This is a genomic window from Candidatus Manganitrophaceae bacterium (genome assembly GCA_012960925.1).
Classification (GTDB): domain Bacteria; phylum Nitrospirota; class Nitrospiria; order SBBL01; family JAADHI01; genus DUAG01.
The window spans coordinates 28,836-43,489 of record DUAG01000035.1; the positions used below are offsets into that span (position 1 = coordinate 28,836).

Sequence of the window (14,654 nt, forward strand, 5' to 3'; positions counted from 1 at the left end):
AGTTAGCGAGTGAATAACGACAAAAGGTCCTTTTTTATTTCGGGTCGAAGAATCCGGATCTTTCGGGGAGTGTTTCTTCCAAATAGCGGGCTATGGCTTCGCGAGAACCATCCTCTGCGATTTGTGCCTTGAATCGAAACATCTTATTTCCTGAAAAACTCAACCCAGACTTAATCAGAGCTTTCTATAGAAAAATTACCGGTTTGACAGGATGCGGTGGGCCAAAGAAGCGGCTCCGAAACCGTTGTCGATATTCACGACGGCGAGGCCGGCCGCACAGGAGTTCAACATGGTGAGAAGCGCTGAGAGGCCCTTCATTGCAGTCCCATAACCTGTGCTTGTCGGAACAGCGATGACCGGTTTTCCTACGAGTCCTCCAATGACACCGGGCAGAGCGCCTTCCATCCCTGCGATGACAATAATGACATCGGCTTTGTCTATTTTTTCGATCTGATCCAGAAGCCGGTGAAGGCCGGCGATGCCGATATCATTGTATGGTGTGAGCGAATATCCGAAAAGCTCAGAGGTGACCCTTGCTTCTTCGGCCACAGGGAGATCAGTGGTCCCGGCGGTCACAATGGCTATCTTGCCTGTTTTTTGGGGAATGAGATCGCTTTTGAGTACAATGGTTTTTGCGAGCGCATTGTATTTTCCCTCAGGGAATTCCTTTTGAAGAGCATCGGAAAGTGCGGGTGAGACCCTAGTCGCGAGGGTTGGGCATTGTTTTTCGGACAGGCGGTGAAGGAGTGTGATGACTTGGGCGTCGGTTTTTCCAGGGCAGTAGATCACCTCCGGGAAGCCCTGCCTAATGCTCCGGTGATGGTCAAGGGTCGCAAACCCGATTGCTTCATAGGGAAAAGATTTCAATTGATCAAGGGCGTGATCCAAAGTGATCGCACCCATTTTGACATCCGTTAATATGCTTTTCAAACGCTTCCGGTCCATCGGACTCTGTTCTCAACTAGTAAGGGAAGTTCTGAATAGGTCATGGATTATTTTTTCAGGGCAAAAATATCGCGCTTCTGCGTTGAAAATCTTGAGAATAGCGGGCTATTCTCAAGATTTTCGCCTTGAATCGAAACATAAGATCTCCTGAAAAACTCAAGCCAGACTTAATCAGAACTTCCTAAGGGAATTCCTCACCTCGAGCCATGTCCATCAGGTCGTTAACCGCTTCCCGAGGTGATTTTTCTTTAAACAAGACATGATATATTTCGCGAACGATCGGCATTTCAATCTGGTGTTTCTTCGAAAGCGCAAAGGCGGATTCAGTGGTGTAGATTCCTTCGGCGACCATTTTCATTTTTTTCTGAATTTCAGGAAGGGAGACACCGTTTCCAATCTGCTGGCCGACACTTCGGTTACGAGAGTGCCCCCCACTGCAAGTGAGGAAGAGATCTCCAATCCCGGAGAGGCCATAAAATGTCGTGCTGTCGGCTCCCATCGCGACGCCGAGCAGGGCAATTTCAGAAAGGCCGCGCGTCATGAGGACGGCCTTGGTGTTATATCCGAATCCCAATCCATCCGAGCCACCTGCAGCCAGTGCGATTACATTTTTGAGGGCGCCCCCCAACTGAACACCGATTAAATCCGGGCTATGAAAGAGTTTAAAGAAATTTGTCGAAAAAGCGGTCTGAACGCGGGCTGCCAATCGAGCATCACTTGCAGCTAAGGAAACGGCGGTGGGATGTTCCAATACAAGCTCTTTCGCAAAGCTGGGACCGGACAATACCGCGATCCGATCTGTATTCTTCCGTTGAGTCACTTCCTGAATGACTTCAGAAATAAGCAGGAGGCTTTTCTGTTCAATTCCTTTTGTCGCGCTAATAATCGGAATCTCGGGGGTAAGATAGGGGGACATTCGTGTGAGAACTTCGCGTGAGACATGTGATGGAACGACAAAGAGGACCCACTTGGCCCCGATGAGGACCTCTTCCATATTTGTACTCGCCCGCAGGGTCTCCGGAAGGGTAACCCCGGGAAGGTATATTTTATTTTCTCTCGCAGAGCGGATGGATTCAAGCACTTCTTTTTCGTGAACCCAGAGAACAATATCATGGCCTTTACGGGAGAGTAAGCGGGCCAATGCTGTTCCCCAACTCCCGCCGCCAATCACAGCTATTTTCATCTTATTTCCATCTTTGTGGATCTTGCACTCATCATAGCCTATATCCTATTTTCTTTTCGTAATCATGTCAAGAAACGATGCATATTTTTAAATTGAGGGCCACTCTTCAACTCAGCCTTATTTTCTCCCTGATTGTTGTGTTGGGCAGTGTTGCTGTGAACCTTGAACCCTTCGGATGGACAAATACCTTGCAGTTGTGCTGTGCTCCTCGGGCTTTGCCTTGAAGGAATGGTCTCGCGAAGCCAAAGAGTGCACGCTAAAGGAACCTCTGAATAAGTCATGAATTGTTGTTTCAGGGCAAGAATGTCCCCCTTCTGCGTTGCAAATCTTGAAAATAGCAGGCTATTGCTTCGCGAGAACCATCCTCTGCGATTTACGTCTTGAACCGAAACATTCTGTCTCCCGAAAAACTTAACCCAGACTTAATCAGGGGTTCCTAAAGCGTTACAATTTGAGTCACCCTCCGGACTCATAAAAGCTTGTTTTTTATCTCTTTTTATTGATGGACCCTTTTTCTTGTGGTATCCTATCCCTCTATGGAGATATCTATCCTCTCGCTACCATCTGCATTCATCATTGTCTTCATTGTTGGGCTATTGATCGGAAGCTTTCTCAATGTCTGCATCTATCGTTTGCCAAGAGAAGAATCGATTGTTTTCCCCTCCTCTCATTGTCCTGCATGTAGCAAACCCGTGAAACCTTATGATAATATCCCTGTTTTAAGTTTTATTCTCTTGAGGGGGAAATGCAGGTTTTGCGACCTTCCTATTTCCTGGCAATACCCCTTGGTCGAACTGCTCCATGGACTCGGCTATATTTTTATTTTTTATGAGTTTGGGTTTTTCTGGAAAACCCTGGTTTATTCCCTTCTTTTTTCTTCCCTGGTGGTCGTGACTTTTATTGACCTTTCTCACCAGATCATTCCCGATGTGATCACACTCCCCGGGATGGTCCTGGGTCTGATCGCCGGATCAACTATTCTTCCACTGGGCCCCTTTCGTTCCTTTGCAGGGCTGGTCGTTGGCGGGGGAATTTTCTACCTGATTGCTATTTTATCGGTCGTTATACTGAAGAAAGAGGGGATGGGGGGGGGCGATATTAAACTCATTGCGATGCTGGGGGCCTTCATTGGGTGGAAGGGGGTACTCCTGACGATCTTCCTCGCGGCCTTAAGCGGTGCTGTGAGTGGTCTTCTTCTTATTTTACTCAAGGGGCGGAATCGTTCTGAACCGATTCCTTTTGGTCCCTTTCTTGTTCTTGGGGCACTGGTCTCCCTTTTTTGGGGGAACGAGATATTGGGGTGGTACCTTCAATTTGGAAGATTGTAAGTAGGGTTCCAGGTCCTCTCTTTGCAACGTATGACAAGATAATGGAGCGCAGGTGGTTCTTCGAAAACGAGGTGTCTTAGAAATTCGTTTTTTTGTACTTTTTCTCTCTATTTTTCTATTTTCCTTATTGATTCTCCTTCTTGTTTATTTTTCATTAGAACTTAGAACCACACTCAGAGCACTCGATAAAAATGAGCAGGAGCGCCTAAAGCTCTTTGGCGAATCGGTTCGTGCATCCTTGCGGCGGGAGAGAACTGAGGAGGAGCCTGATGTTTTTTTCCTTCATTCGCTTGCAGTCGAGAAAAATATTGTTCAGCTTACCTTGATTGATCCGGATGGAATGATTGTGGCAGATTCCAGAAGAGAGGTTTCCGGGAAGGAAATGATCCCGGAGGAACACCAGAATAAATATTGGAAAACAGCCCTTGAGGGTGGAATCGTCCTGGAACCCTTCCTCCATGAAAAGAAGGAGAAGCGGGGTCGCATCCTGTGGGTTCCCCTGGAAAATAAACAGCTCCTACGTTTGGTGATTCCGATTCGCTTGGATCGAGAGAAAAAATCAAACGGGTTACTTCTCTTTATAAAGGTTTTCGGGGTTTTGGGAGGCGCGGTCCTGGTTTACTCCCTTTTCCATTTTTTATGGCGAAGTCCCGTCCCCCGCAGAATGGATTCAGCCAGAGCGACGGGCGAGACCGGGTTTGTTATCGATACCTTTGAGGGTCTTATTCGGCAATTAAAGCAAAAAGAGGAGTCCCTGGAACTAGAAAAAGGAAAGGCCGAGGAATATGCCGAAAGCGTCGAAAGTTACAATGAAAATATCTTGCAAAGTGTAACGAGCGGGGTTCTGACCTTTAATCGAGAAAAAAAAATTATGACTTTTAATTCGTCCGCCTCTACGATATTGAATGTTCCTTCTGAAACGGTTATGGGAAAAACCTATTTAGAGCTTTTTGGTGAGAATCAGAAGATTACATCCTTCCTGGAAGAGACCCTGAAAAAAGAGAGAGAGATTCATCGTGAAGAGTGTGAAGTGGAACGCCTGGACAAGGACAGGATTTGGTTGGGACTGAATACCTCTCTTATCCGGGACCGGAAGGATAAAATTATCGGTGCGACCCTGGTCTTTACCGATTTAACCGAAATGAAAATGCTCCAGGAACAGATTGAATTGAAAAAACGTTTGGCCGTGATGGGTGAAATGTCTGCATGGATCGCGCATGAGTTTAGAAACTATATGGGGACCATTCTTGGTTTTTCCCGGCTTTTGTCAAAAAAATTCGCACCGGCAGATGCGAAACAGGAGATGATCAAGGCGATCACTGATGAACTTTCTTCCATGGAACGTCTTATTACGGAGTTGCTTTCTTATGGAAAGAGGGCAGAGATTCATCCTGTGCCGGTGGCCATGATTCCTCTGCTGAAGGATTTGATGCAGGAGTTCATCGTGACCCGGAAATATCCGAATATACGTTGGGTGACTTCATTCCCAATGGTGGTTCCGGAGATCAGATTAGACCCTGTTCTCATTAATAGGGCCTTTTCAAACCTGCTTCGAAATGCGCTGGAAGCGCTGGAAGCGGATGGGGAAATCCGACTTCGCGTATTGACAAGGCCTGCCGGTATGATTCAGGTGGAGTTTTCGGACAATGGTCCAGGCATACCCAAGGAGAATCTTGATAAAATCTTCCTTCCATTTTTTACGACGAAAGAGAAGGGAACAGGAGTGGGTCTCTCTCTTGTCCATAAGATTATTCTTTCTCATGGCGGTCATTTATCAGTTGGAAGTATGGAAGGGAAAGGGACGACTTTTCGTGTCATTCTTCCCCTTCAACCACGATCAGATTTTCAGGTATAGCGGACGCAATTCCCGTCCTTCCAGCACGGGGACATAGAAGGAGTCGGAATGGAAACGATATTAATCGTTGAGGACCGGGAGAGTTTGGCCAAGATGTTGTCACAGGCCTTGACCGATGCCGGTTACAAGGTCATTTGGGCCAAGGATGGCCGAGAAGGAATCTCGATGGTTCGCGAGAAAAAGATGGACTTTGTTGTGACGGATCTCAAACTCCCCTACCAAAGCGGTCTGGAGGTCCTTCACGAAGTAAAGGCGAAGAGTGCCTTCATCCCGGTAATTGTGATGACTGCTTATGGGAGTATCGAAGTTGCCGTGAAGGCCGTAAAGGCTGGCGCCTATGATTTTATCTCCAAGCCTTTTGATCCGGACCATTTACTCCTTCAGATCGAGAAAGCCCTGGAGAAAAAGAGACTGGTCACTGAAAATATAATTTTAAAAGAGATTTTTTCAAGCCAATTGGGTTTTCCCCGGATTATCGGCAAGAGTCCGCCAATGGCCAAGGTCTTGGAGCAGATACAAAAGGTGGCCCAAGGAAAAACAACGGTACTCCTTATGGGTGAAAGCGGTACAGGGAAAGAGCTTTTTGCACGTGCCGTTCATATGCTGAGTCCAAGGAAAGACAATGCCTTTGTCGCGATTAATTGCGCGGCAATTCCCCATGATCTTCTGGAGAGTGAGTTTTTTGGCCATGAGCGAGGCGCCTTCACGGGGGCGATCGGAAAAAAAATCGGGAAATTTGAATTGGCGGACAAGGGAACCGTGTTCCTGGATGAAATTGGTGAGATGGATCTTTCTCTTCAGTCAAAGTTACTTCGGGTTCTGGAGGCAGGTGAATTGATGCGGGTTGGCGGTACGACAAATGTAAAAATTGACGCGCGCATTGTTGCGGCGACCAATCAGGTCCTTCCGAAATTGATCCAGGAGAAAAGATTCAGAGAGGATCTTTTCTTTCGTCTGAATGTCTTTCCGATTGTGATCCCCCCCCTCCGGGATCGAAGAGAAGATATCCCGATTCTGGCAAGCCATTTTATTTCACACTATTCCAAGGAAATGAATAAAGATATTATTGATTTTACCCCGGAAGCGATGGACCTTTTGAAGGGGCATCTATGGAAGGGCAATGTCAGGGAGTTGCAGAATTGTATCGAACGGGCGATCATCCTGAGCGATGGGAACAAGATTCATCCTTCACACCTTGGCTTGAAAACAAGAGAAAAGGCGAAATACACCATTCCGGACATCCCATTGGAGGGCACTTTGCAGGGGGTCAGCGATTCTGCACGGTCTCTGGTTGAGTCAAGAATGATTCGTAAAATTCTAAAAGAGACCGGAGGAAATAAAACCCGTGCGGCGGAAAGACTCCAAGTCAGTTACAAAACATTATTGACGAAGATTAAGGAGTATGGTATAGAGAGGCGTTAATCTTTTTTCTTTATATCGATATTTTTATGCAACGGGTAGTAATGTATGTTTTTGCGCTTTGCTTCCAGATTTCTTTCGAATACAGGATACACTTTTGTTGAACTCATGGTGGTGCTGGTTGTCTCTGGAATCCTGGTTGTTTTGAGTGTCCCGAGTTTTACGGCGCAGACCTCCCGGCGAAGCCTGCGCCGTACGAGTCATAAGATCGTTTCCCAGTTAAGATTAATCCGACAGAAAGCGATTACAGAAGGGAAGACGCTTTCCATCCAATTCAGCCCTGATTCCCGGCAATATGATCTTCCAGGGTATGGCGAACAGACCCTCCCGCAGATGATCCTTTTTGGTGCCTCGGATGAGATTCATAAAATCCCGAAGGACAGAGATGGGACGCCTCCTGTAGACGGGGTCAGTTTCACGGATAACGAGGTTAAGTTTCAGCCTAATGGGACCTATGCAGGTCTTGGCGGAAGCATTTATATAACGAATGACTCTCCCCAGAGGGAAACGATGGCGATTACAGTCAATATGACGGGGCGGGTCAGGCTCTACAAGTGGAGCGGTGATGAGTGGGAATAAGAAAGAAAGCGGTTTCTCGCTTCTGGAGGTGATGATCGCATTAATGGTACTTTCAGTCGGCCTCCTGGCGCTGGTCGGATTGTTCGGATCGGGATTCACGTCGCTCGAAACAGGGAACAAGACCACCCTTGCATCTCAATTGGCTCAAAGAAAGATGGATGCGCTTCGCGTGATGACTCCTTTTCCCATTCTGAATGAAGAAGATTCTCCTGAGGGAATGAACAGGCGCTGGTCCATCCGAAAGAGCGAAGGCGATCCAAATATCTGGGTGATCAGTGTTGAGGTTTTATGGAAAAACAGTCAGGATCGGGACCGCCTTATCTCCATAAAGAGTCTGAAGTTTTTTTAGAAGGGACGTTGATGCGAAGATCCCAACGCGGGGCCACTCTTATAGAGCTGATTTTTGCAATGGCCATCATGCTGGTCCTCACCGGGTCTTTCTATCAGCTCTTTACCTCTTTTTACCAGAATTATGAAGCACAGCGTATGATTGCGGAGATGCAGCAACAGGGTCGTGTCGCAGTCGGTCTGATTTCCAGAGAGGTCAGGCAGGCCGGTTACGACCCGACCGGACGAGTTTTTGGTGAGATCCCACCGAAGAACACGAAGGAGCGAAGGATCAGGTGTGGTGCAAAAATAAAATACCCCGCCGAGCGGATCTTTGAGGCGACTTCGGCTGTTTTTCATTATGTCGCTGATTTGAATGAAAATTCTCATATCGACAATAGTCAAGCAGGGAAGGATGTCGATGAACACATAAAATATGAGTGGGTTGGTTTCAGCGGAATCGACTCGTGTGGAACCTCGAGGCAACCTTATACTTTGTTCCGTGATAGCGGGAGCGGGCTCCATGAGGTTGCTTCAAATATCGAATCTCTTCAGTTTGATTATTATGATGCAGGTGGAAATTTGTTGGTTGTCCCACTCACAACCCTTGCTGAGAGAGAGCAGATTATGAAGGTAAAAGTGACGGTACGTGTGCGAACGGAGCAGAAAGAGCTGCATTACGATTCTAATGGCGGTTACCGGACCCGGCAGTTTGTTTCAGAGGTCTGGATGAAAAATATGTAAATGAAAAAATGGGTTGAAAAGACATCCCGCGTGTGGAAAAAGGTTCCATCCGGGGGCGGTGCTGCCGCAAACCAGAGGGGAACCGCGCTGTTTATTGCTGTCATGATGTTGAGTCTGGTCACGGGCATTGGGATTCTTGCGTTTAATGTCTCTTCTACGGAATTTCTGATATCAAATTATGTCGAACATGAACTGGCATCAACCTACCTGACCGAATCCGGTGTGGATCTGGTTCTCGGATGGTCTGCCTACCCGGAGCGCTCACCTGATCCTGATTTTTTCCAGCAGTTACCGACGAGGGCTTGTACGGTAACGAATAGCGAAAACACCCCTTATGATTACCGCGTTCCTCCCTCTTATTTTGACGATCCTCCGCCCTCGATCCCCTTCTCTGAAATAGTTGATATGGGAAAAATTGTCGATATCCGTTTTTATAGATCAGAGCGCCCGGATAGTCTTTGCACGATCGAAGTGAAATCCGTCAGTACAAAGGGATCGGTCAAGAGAGTGAGGGTTGATATAACGAGGAGTGCGATGCGTCCTATTACCGCAGGAGTCCAAGGTTTGGGTTATCCGAACGTTTCCTCTCCGGTCTGGGTTCACTGGGGAGAAATTCGATATACGGGTCAGGCTAGATTAGGAACCGGGGATCCGGGCCTTACAAGGATTCCAGACGAAATTGTCAATCCGTTAAGCAACCCGCCAAACCAGATGCCTTACGTGGAAGGTCCAGGCAATGAAGATCACTGGCTGGAGATTCATGTTAAAGACCAGATTTTTGAGTCCTCATATCCAGACGACCAGATGAATCTTCACGAGGATAATCCTGTATCGCTTGATTCCTTCGATTTGAATGATTTGAAAAAGATGATCATGCAGTATGGTGATTATTATATCGTCTCCCCCAGTGGTACTCTGGTGCAAAACGGTGTCGATAAAGGGACATTTGACAATGTTTTTCATCCTGCTTCATCTGAGTACAGACTGGCTTGGATCGATGTTGACGCGGAAAGCAGCGCGGCTCCCATTATAATGGGGGAAGGGACTTATAAGGGTTACTTTTATTTCTCTGGTGATATTACGATTCAGGGAGGGCAGCCGGGAAAATCTATCGCGGTGGCTTCACCTCCCTGGCCTGATCCTGACTCTCCCCGGCAGGCGGTCACTCTGTCGAATGTAAACATGGATGGCCTCCTTTATGTGAAGGGAAAGATCAATCTGGAAGGATCTTTCTCGGTTTATGGCGCAGTTTTTTCTGAACTCGGTTTTACGGGGGCGGGTGCGACACGCCTGGAAGTTTGGTACAATCATTCCTTCAACTCTGCAATCTATCATGGCCTTCCGCCCATCGTATTGCTCAAGGGAACATGGAAAGCATTACCCAATTTAGATGTGTAGTCTAGTACTCTCTCTCTCCCAACTTCACTCAATAGAAATCACAACTCCTTGTTAAGAATAAAAAAAATAAGAATTGTAATTTTCTGTATTTCCGTGGATCGAGACTTGCATGAGTTCCGGTATGCGTATCAAAGGTTCATGGGGAAAACGATTATGAGACAGAAGATGGATCGGTTATGGTTCAAGAATGCAATGAATCAAAAGGGTTTTACGCTCACGGAGTTAATGGTGGCTGTTGCCCTGATCGGGATCGTGGTATCCTTGGCGGTTCCCTCCTTCAAGGAGTCACTCCTGCGTATTCGGCTGAGGAGTGCGACAAGGGCATTGTCCTCTGATATCCGGCTGGCAAGATCGGAGGCAATTTCCAGAAATAAATTAATTTTCGTTGTTTTTCCTACAACCGGAACAAGGTATACGATCCGTGAAGATAGTATCACTGGACCCGTCATTATGAGTGTTGATCTTGCTGAAGAATATATCGGCGTCAGTTTTGGCGTCGGCGGGGTAGATAGCAAGCCCCCTGGCGTCTTGCCCCTTGGTGCTCCGACTGATCCGGTTGACTTTGAAGACAATAATATTCGCCTGGATGCCATGGGTCGGTCGATGAAGGGCGCTTCTATTTCTCCGGAAAACGGTGAGATTTATCTGACCAATACACAAGGGGAGGTTTATTGCATTACAGTGTTGGGGACCAGTGGCCGCGTAAAGGTTTATCGTTGGACGGGGGGGATATGGAAAAGCTAGGGAGAATAAACGGATTTACCTTGATAGAGGTCATGATTGCAATGGTCATTCTTTCTCTGGGGCTTCTGGGCACCCTGGGAATGATCGCCACATCGATCCGAGGCAATGCCTTTTCTCAGCAGATCTCTATCGCGACAAGTCTGGCTACAGACAAGATCGAAGAAATGAAAAATGAGACTTATACCGTTCTTGATCAGATTCCTCCTCCCATCATGGGGGAGCAGGATGTAACGAATGAATTGAATGTTGTATTGGTTGATGTGACGCCTGTCGATAATGGGGTCAATGCCTGTCCCGACGACTACCCGTGTGGAGATCTTGTTGCAGGTGACGATATCTGGACCTATGTTCTCCTGGCGACTATTGATAATAGGGTCTACAACAGAATCTGGACGGTGGAACTTGATCCCGTGGTGGATGGAGCGATCCTTACCTCGGCAATGAAACTGGAATCGATCGTCTCCTGGGTTGATGGAAGGGGACGACCTCATAAGGTTCGCCTGGCTACAATTTTAACCAAATAAAGGAAAGGGGTGTCGCATGGTCTATAAAAATAAAGCGCTCGTCCGAAATTCCGGTCAAAATCCGGCGGGACTTTTTAATAGAATGGGATTTACTCTGATAGAGATGATGGTTGCCCTCACAATGGTCGGAGTCGTCCTTGGCGGTGTCTATCGCGTTTTTATTAATTTCAACGACCATGCGATCGTGACAGAAGATGTCTCGTCAATGCAGCAGAATGTGCGCGTATCTATCGAGCAGATCACGCGGGAACTCCGTTCTGCCGGGTACCGTTTTGGTTCTCCTGTCACGGGGATACTCGGCTCGGTTTCTCAAAAAAGCATTATCATGGATGAGAACAATCAGACCGATGAGGTGACGATCCAAGGAGATTTTGATGACAATGGCACTCTCGAGAAGGTGACATATGCGATCAGCTGTACCGAGAACCCCTGTTTACACCCCTGGTTGATGCGTAAATATGATGATGGCATGGGATTGAATACCCCACAATTCGAGCCCTTTTCCGAAAATATTACGAATATCACCTTCATGTTTTATGGAAAACATCCCACCGACGGCACAAATTCCACCAAAGTTGAGGTCAATACTTCGGGATCGACCGGGCCCTCTTCGGTGAGAAGGGTCTACGTAGAACTTACTGGCCGTACGGACAGTCCCGACCCGAAACGTAAGAACCATCCCGATGGCGAGTATCGAGTGAGAAAAGCCAGATCCGATGTTGTCCTCAGGAATTTTAATGCCTCGAACGGGGATACCGATCCGCCACTCTGTCCAACAACGACCAGTGCGGCTGGAATTGTCGGCATGTGCGGACAGCTTAAGGTAGACTGGACCAATCCCAGTATTACAAATGACATCGCCGGATTACGTATTTACTACAGCACGGATGTAATTGACAAAATCCCTCCAACGCCTCCGGCTTCCGGGGGAAATAGCGACTATGGGTCAATGGATGTCCTCTGTAGTCCGACCTGCCCAGTGACCGCCATACTGACCGGTCTGAACAGTGATGCAACCTATAACATCATTGTGGAGAGCTTTGACTCTTTCGGGAATGTGAGTAGGTGTGCACCACCCGCAAGCACACTGCCTGAGGTAAAGCTCTCCTTTGCAGCGACGCCGGATGCCGGGGTCGCACCCATGGCCCCGGCTGGATTAAATTCCCCTTTGATTGAAATGAGCGTCACACAGGTGGGACTCCATTGGTCTCCTGTGACCCTCTCGGTGAGCGGGGCCTCTCAACTGAACCTGCAGGGTTATCGCGTCTACCGTGGCTCGGACGAAAACTTTACTCCGGTTGATTGGATTTCGGGTACACAGGCGGGTGGAAATCAGATTGCAGGTGAAACGACGACGACATTCACATCTTTTCTCGATACGACGGTCGTGGCCTGTGAGGTATACTTTTATAAGGTGAAGGCTGTCAATACCTGTGGTGAGGCCAGTGCTGCTTCGGTAGCCCTGAAAGTAACTCCGCCAGACAACAACAGGGCCCCTGTTACCCCTGTCATTTCCCAACTGGTTGCCGGGGATGACACCTCAACCCTCATCCTGGACTGGAAGGTCCCGAAGCCCGTTGATCTTGCTTTAGCCAGCACCCCTGTTCTCCTGAAGGTTTACTACAAGCTAAAAACAAGCGGGACGTGGTTGACACATTCCGCAATTGACTTGACCGTGATGACGCTTCCGGCCACAGGGAAGGTGATCTTCAACGGACTGGCCTCGAATACCGTCTATGAAGTCATGCTCAAAACATTTGATGCCGCCGGAGATTGCGGTGACTTCACGGATAGTCTTGTCAGTAGTATTTCAACTGCGGCCTGTGCTCCCAAGATCCAATGGACGACGCTCACCGGAATGATTCGAGGCGGCCATAAGATCTATCCAGGGCTGACTCCAACAGGAACACAAATTGACTACCTCTCCGGTAGAACGGTCGTTGGAAGCGATCCGAATGCCACAAGTGATCCGGATTTTGTCCCGAATAGCCGTTATATTACCTGGGTGGTCGACCCCCTCGATTGCACTCCGGATTCAAGTAATTTTGATCGGCAGGGTTTTGATTACAGTAATCCTCCCGAGTATACGATTCCTTCCATAGGGGCCAAGGTGGATTTCTTCATCAATACGACGGGAGACCAAAGCAATATCCCGGCGGATATTGCATATGGAAAGGGTGTGTCGTCAGTCCCCGCTCCTCGAAGCGGGGATGGTTATTACCACTTCCCCTTCTATCCCCTGACGACTGTTGATCTCGATACGGGCTTGCTCTGTTCCGGGGAGTACAACTTCAAGATCAGGGCCGTTGACGGCGAGCAGTATACGGCTGAAAATACAATCTCCCTGACCATCATGACGGGAGGTGTTCAGGTCAATAGTGCGTTCGTGATAAAAACAAGGATCTCCACAGGAGACGACTACCATCACATTGTGGAGTTGGAAGTGATCAATACCCATCCGGATAAAGATTTAGAGATGACTCAGATGCAACTGAGTTGGAATAATTTCGAGGCCTATATTCAGAAAGTGGAGCAGGTTCTCAATCCGCTTGAGGTACTCGACGTGCTCTATGAAGATACGATTGTTCCTATTGATATCGCGAGCGGCTCGCTCCTTACCTTCAATAATGGCCCCCTCGTGGCTAAAAATGGAGGGAAGGCGGTCTTCCGGCTGACCTTTACAACAGCTAACGGCGCTATCGACGCGACAGTGGATATGCGGGGAAAGAAATTCACATCGGATATCACGTCAAAGAGCTTCTTTGTGACAAAAGATGTGTTGGATGCCTCGTTTGTCTGCCAGAGCCCTGTGCCGAATATGACGATATCTGAGGGTCCCAGGATTGTCACAAATTCAACTTTTCTGGATCAACCTTCAGTCAGTACCGCTCCCAGCATCCTGGTCCTGACAGATAAGAGTGTCGCAGCGGGTAAAGTCGTCGGATTCTCGACCTTGGTAAGAGATTTGACCGGCAATCCTGCTTATTCTGTGTCTTCTGCAAAGATACATTATGCCATTCGCCCATTTACCGAGACGCCTCTTCCCTTGCCTCCCTTACGTCCATCCGTACCGGGCGGGACTTCCAGTTATGCGAACTCGGCTATCTTGAGCTTGGGGATGTCGGCTGATGGGACTGGTTCATGGACAGGAACTATTCCGTTTCTTCTGAGCGCAGGTCGGGTCTGGTATTATCTGGAGATCTTCGATACGGATGGGAACTACGATATCTTGCCGGAAGTGGGAGCATACACTTACGCCCAATGTGACGCGACCCCTCCCACACTTCTTTTCCAACCGCCGACACTTCTTGCTGGAGCGATCCCCAACCCGGAGTCTGCACAGACGAATTCCGTGACTGTTTTTGCAAACTCTTCAACGAACGGCATTCAGAAGGTGACCTTCAAGGTGACAGGAAGGCTGGGCATCCCCCCGACCACAATGACAATTCAGGTAACTGATATCTATACGGGATCTTACAACATTCTGGCCAATCCAGATCTGGTCGACCTGAGCCACACCTTGAGCGTCACTGCGACGGATATTTGCGGAAATATAACAACAATCACGAGGGATTATAGTTAACATAATACGATATTGGAGGGCCGGA

The 14,654-nt window shown here is 48.1% G+C and carries 12 protein-coding genes; 10 read left to right on the forward strand and 2 right to left on the reverse strand.

What is annotated here, in order from left to right:
* Positions 1-195: 195 nt before the first annotated feature.
* Together larB and EYQ01_04680 are read right to left on the reverse strand one after the other, a co-directional pair.
* Complete coding sequence (gene larB, locus EYQ01_04675) at positions 196-945, reverse strand: nickel pincer cofactor biosynthesis protein LarB (protein HIE65097.1); 750 nt, start codon at positions 943-945, stop codon at positions 196-198.
* A gap of 181 nt (positions 946-1,126) precedes the next feature.
* A complete protein-coding gene (locus EYQ01_04680; protein HIE65098.1) occupies positions 1,127-2,128 on the reverse strand; it encodes an NAD(P)-dependent glycerol-3-phosphate dehydrogenase in 1,002 nt (333 codons plus the stop codon).
* Positions 2,129-2,664: 536 nt separating this feature from the next.
* Between EYQ01_04680 and EYQ01_04685 the strand changes: the two genes are divergently transcribed.
* The 10 genes from EYQ01_04685 (at position 2,665) to EYQ01_04730 (ending at position 14,629) form a co-directional block, all read left to right on the forward strand.
* Positions 2,665-3,456 carry a prepilin peptidase gene (locus EYQ01_04685; protein ID HIE65099.1) on the forward strand — a complete coding sequence of 264 codons (792 nt, stop codon included), beginning with the start codon at positions 2,665-2,667 and terminating at the stop codon, positions 3,454-3,456.
* A 52-nt stretch (positions 3,457-3,508) separates the two neighbouring features.
* On the forward strand, positions 3,509-5,311 hold the full coding sequence (locus EYQ01_04690; GenBank protein ID HIE65100.1) for a PAS domain S-box protein: 1,803 nt from the start codon (positions 3,509-3,511) through the stop codon (positions 5,309-5,311).
* Positions 5,312-5,359: 48 nt separating this feature from the next.
* On the forward strand, positions 5,360-6,733 hold the full coding sequence (locus EYQ01_04695; GenBank protein HIE65101.1) for a sigma-54-dependent Fis family transcriptional regulator: 1,374 nt from the start codon (positions 5,360-5,362) through the stop codon (positions 6,731-6,733).
* Between the two features lie 45 nt (positions 6,734-6,778).
* Positions 6,779-7,309, forward strand: a complete 531-nt coding sequence (locus EYQ01_04700; GenBank protein ID HIE65102.1) for a prepilin-type N-terminal cleavage/methylation domain-containing protein — start codon at positions 6,779-6,781, stop codon at positions 7,307-7,309.
* Entirely contained in the window at positions 7,296-7,658 is a 363-nt protein-coding gene (locus EYQ01_04705; protein ID HIE65103.1) for a prepilin-type N-terminal cleavage/methylation domain-containing protein, read from the forward strand. Before EYQ01_04700 ends, EYQ01_04705 begins: the two co-directional genes overlap by 14 nt.
* On the forward strand, positions 7,598-8,380 hold the full coding sequence (locus EYQ01_04710) for a hypothetical protein (protein ID HIE65104.1): 783 nt from the start codon (positions 7,598-7,600) through the stop codon (positions 8,378-8,380). The genes EYQ01_04705 and EYQ01_04710 overlap by 61 nt, the downstream gene beginning before the upstream one ends.
* Entirely contained in the window at positions 8,381-9,778 is a 1,398-nt protein-coding gene (locus EYQ01_04715; protein HIE65105.1) for a hypothetical protein, read from the forward strand.
* Positions 9,779-9,916: 138 nt separating this feature from the next.
* Complete coding sequence (locus EYQ01_04720; GenBank protein ID HIE65106.1) at positions 9,917-10,522, forward strand: prepilin-type N-terminal cleavage/methylation domain-containing protein; 606 nt, start codon at positions 9,917-9,919, stop codon at positions 10,520-10,522.
* Positions 10,510-11,046: a prepilin-type N-terminal cleavage/methylation domain-containing protein gene (locus EYQ01_04725; protein ID HIE65107.1), complete on the forward strand. Its 537-nt coding sequence runs from the start codon at positions 10,510-10,512 to the stop codon at positions 11,044-11,046. Before EYQ01_04720 ends, EYQ01_04725 begins: the two co-directional genes overlap by 13 nt.
* A gap of 16 nt (positions 11,047-11,062) precedes the next feature.
* Positions 11,063-14,629, forward strand: coding sequence for a prepilin-type N-terminal cleavage/methylation domain-containing protein (locus EYQ01_04730; GenBank protein HIE65108.1), 3,567 nt, complete (start codon positions 11,063-11,065; stop codon positions 14,627-14,629).
* Positions 14,630-14,654: the final 25 nt, after the last annotated feature.

Bases quoted from the DNA above. Each gene is read 5' to 3' on its own strand.
- larB (HIE65097.1), bottom strand. From the start codon at position 945: ATGGACCGGAAGCGTTTGAAAAGCATATTAACGGATGTCAAAATGGGT.
- EYQ01_04710 (HIE65104.1), top strand. From the start codon at position 7,598: ATGGAAAAACAGTCAGGATCGGGACCGCCTTATCTCCATAAAGAGTCT.
- EYQ01_04720 (HIE65106.1), top strand. From the start codon at position 9,917: ATGGGGAAAACGATTATGAGACAGAAGATGGATCGGTTATGGTTCAAG.
- EYQ01_04685 (HIE65099.1), top strand. From the start codon at position 2,665: ATGGAGATATCTATCCTCTCGCTACCATCTGCATTCATCATTGTCTTC.
- EYQ01_04730 (HIE65108.1), top strand. From the start codon at position 11,063: ATGGTCTATAAAAATAAAGCGCTCGTCCGAAATTCCGGTCAAAATCCG.
- EYQ01_04695 (HIE65101.1), top strand. From the start codon at position 5,360: ATGGAAACGATATTAATCGTTGAGGACCGGGAGAGTTTGGCCAAGATG.
- EYQ01_04680 (HIE65098.1), bottom strand. From the start codon at position 2,128: ATGAAAATAGCTGTGATTGGCGGCGGGAGTTGGGGAACAGCATTGGCC.
- EYQ01_04725 (HIE65107.1), top strand. From the start codon at position 10,510: ATGGAAAAGCTAGGGAGAATAAACGGATTTACCTTGATAGAGGTCATG.
- EYQ01_04715 (HIE65105.1), top strand. From the start codon at position 8,381: ATGAAAAAATGGGTTGAAAAGACATCCCGCGTGTGGAAAAAGGTTCCA.
- EYQ01_04700 (HIE65102.1), top strand. From the start codon at position 6,779: ATGTTTTTGCGCTTTGCTTCCAGATTTCTTTCGAATACAGGATACACT.
- EYQ01_04705 (HIE65103.1), top strand. From the start codon at position 7,296: ATGAGTGGGAATAAGAAAGAAAGCGGTTTCTCGCTTCTGGAGGTGATG.